Raw genomic sequence first — 2,619 nt, forward strand, 5'->3', positions numbered from 1 at the left:
GGGCATATTCACAACAGAAATGGAAATATTTTTTAAAGAGCATGATTTTTCATATGATGGTCCTATTAATATGATAAATCCATTAATGACATTAAATTATTATATCAATTCTAGCGAATATGAATTTATTGATATTGATGATGAGTTTTTGCATATATATAATGAGTTTAAAACTGATTTAAAAGTTTTCATCTACAAATTTTCAATGTATACTGCACCTTCGAGATATAACAGAGAGCAATTTTGTGTTATTGAGGATAGAGACTGGCATGGGATGGGAGAAGAACAGGCAAAAAAAATTCGCGAACAGATGAAGGAATTAAATAATTATGCAGACGAGTTGTATAATAAAATTATATCTTTTTATAAGAGAAGGAAAGAAAAGGATTAATGTGAATGGTGAAAATTCTCTTTCTAATACAATAAATATACATGGTGGCACAGTTAATGCCTCAATTGGTAATGGGAATACACTTACCACTAATACTCAAAGTGAATATAATCAAAAACTTGATATTTTAATTAAAAAAATTATAGAATCTTCCATACACGATAAACAAGAAATAGTAAATCAAATTACAGTTGCCAAGACCTCTGAACATAAAGAATCTATTATGAAAATATTAGGAGGATTATTAACTAGAGGAGCTGAAACCGTTGGTTTAGCAGCAGGTATAGGAAGTATATTAGCATTATAGTTTTATTCACTCATATACTCTTCATAATATTATCATAAGTGATTTATAGTAGAATTACATCAATTAATTATAAAGGCATCTATAGTGAGCATTTACAGAGAGTACGACATCCGTGGCATCTACGAAAAAGAGTTAAATGAACAAAGTGTTGTGCGTATTGGTTATGCACTTGCATCTAAGATAGACGGCGAATATGTATCTGTTGGTTATGATGCAAGAAGTCACTCTCCTATACTTTTTGAGTACTTAGTTCACGGACTAAATGCAGGCGGTAAAAAAGTTCTAGACATGGGAATGGTTCCTACTCCAGTTAACTACTTCACTAACTACCAAGAGTGGGATGGCGTCACTACATCTGCTTCTATCATGATTACAGGTTCACACAACCCTAGCGAGTACAACGGTTTAAAAATAACTGTAGACAAAGCACCTTTCTTTAGTGAAGACATCTACGCACTTGGTCGCGAGTGCGAGACGATTGATTTCCCTGCTAAAGTAAAAAGGGATGTAACTAAAATAGACGCCGTTACTAGATATGTGGACTTTTTAGTACATGAATTCCAACACTTAAAAGCTATGGATACTAAGATAGTTTATGATTGTGGAAATGGTGTGGCTGGTGTTGTAACTGAAGATATTTTCGCTCAACTTGAGCTAAAGACAAAAGGTCTGTACATTGAACCAGATGGGACTTTTCCTAACCATCATCCAGACCCTTCAGAAGAGCACAACCTAGAAGATGTTAAAAAACTTCTCGCAACTGATGGAGATATTGCTTTTGCATATGATGGAGATGCTGACCGCATCGCAGTTCTTACTCACAAGAACAATATCAAAGGTGACATGATGGCACTTCTTTACTCTATGACTATGGATAAGCCTACTGTTATCGGTGAAGTAAAATGTTCACAAGTTATGTATGATGAGCTTGAGCGTCGTGGTGCTACAGCTATTATGTACAAAACTGGTCACTCAAACCTAAAAGTAAAGATGAAAGAGACAGATGCAGACCTAGCTTGTGAAGTTAGCGGACATATATTTTTCAAAAACCGTTACTTTGGTTATGACGATGCTATCTATGCAACTCTTAGAATGTTAGAGCTTTTACACGATAAAATCGACCTTGACGAAGAACTTGCAAAACTTCCTAAGGTTTTCTCAACGGAAGAGATAAAAGTAAAAACTACAGAAGATGAGAAGTTTAAAATCATAGATGCAGTAAAAGTTTTACTTCAAAATCCTCCTGCATCTTTTCCAACTATAAGAGATATCATCGATGTAGATGGTGTTCGTATAAACTTTGAAAATGGTTGGGGACTTGTTCGTGCGAGTAACACAACTCCAGTGCTTGTTACTCGTTTTGAATCGACTTCAAAAGAGACAGCAGAGCTTTATGAAAAAGCTATAAACGACCTTATTGTAAAAGCACAAAACTCTTTATAGTTTTGTGCCTTTAGTTTTTTTACTTATAATATCTAAGTAGTAAAGTATAGATTCTACATACTTTACTGGCTCATTTCCTCTTGCATAACCATTTTTCAAACTCTTATAGTATTTTTTCTGAGATAACAAAGGCAATACTTTTTTCATGTCTGTCCATAAGTATGGATCTTTATTTAATTTTCTAGCTAATATTTGAGCATCGTGAATATGTCCCATCCCAACGTTATACGCAGCGAGAGTAAATGCCCAACGATTTTTACCCTTTATTTCAGGTGGCAATCTCTTCTCAATTCGAGAGAGATACTTCGCCCCACCTTCAATGCTTTCTTTTGCATTAAGTCTATTTTTTACACCAACTTGCTTCGCTGTTGCTTGAGTTAGCATCATCATCCCTCTAACACCAGTATAACTCTTTGCTTTTGGATTCCAATGAGATTCTTGGTATGACTGAGCGGCTAGAAGCAACCAAGGTATACTG

4 protein-coding genes are annotated in these 2,619 nt (G+C 34.7%); 3 read left to right on the plus strand and 1 reads right to left on the minus strand.

Annotated elements, in window-relative coordinates; all coding sequences use genetic code 11:
- The 3 genes from QZZ48_RS15280 to QZZ48_RS15290 all read left to right on the plus strand — a co-directional run.
- The coding region (locus tag QZZ48_RS15280; protein ID WP_294967118.1) for a hypothetical protein at positions 1–391 on the plus strand (391 nt) is incomplete at its 5' end.
- Position 392: 1 nt separating this feature from the next.
- Positions 393–698, plus strand: a complete 306-nt coding sequence (locus QZZ48_RS15285; protein WP_294967119.1) for a hypothetical protein — start codon at positions 393–395, stop codon at positions 696–698.
- A gap of 84 nt (positions 699–782) precedes the next feature.
- Positions 783–2,141 carry a phosphomannomutase/phosphoglucomutase gene (locus tag QZZ48_RS15290; protein WP_294967120.1) on the plus strand — a complete coding sequence of 453 codons (1,359 nt, stop codon included), beginning with the start codon at positions 783–785 and terminating at the stop codon, positions 2,139–2,141.
- Here the strand turns inward: QZZ48_RS15290 and QZZ48_RS15295 are convergent.
- Positions 2,136–2,619 (minus strand): transglycosylase SLT domain-containing protein (locus QZZ48_RS15295; protein ID WP_294967121.1); only part of this gene is annotated, 484 nt, incomplete at its 5' end. The two genes, QZZ48_RS15290 and QZZ48_RS15295, sit on opposite strands and share 6 nt — an antisense overlap.

Origin of the sequence: Sulfurimonas sp. (assembly GCF_016744025.1) — a bacterium.
Lineage (GTDB): Bacteria > Campylobacterota > Campylobacteria > Campylobacterales > Sulfurimonadaceae > Sulfurimonas.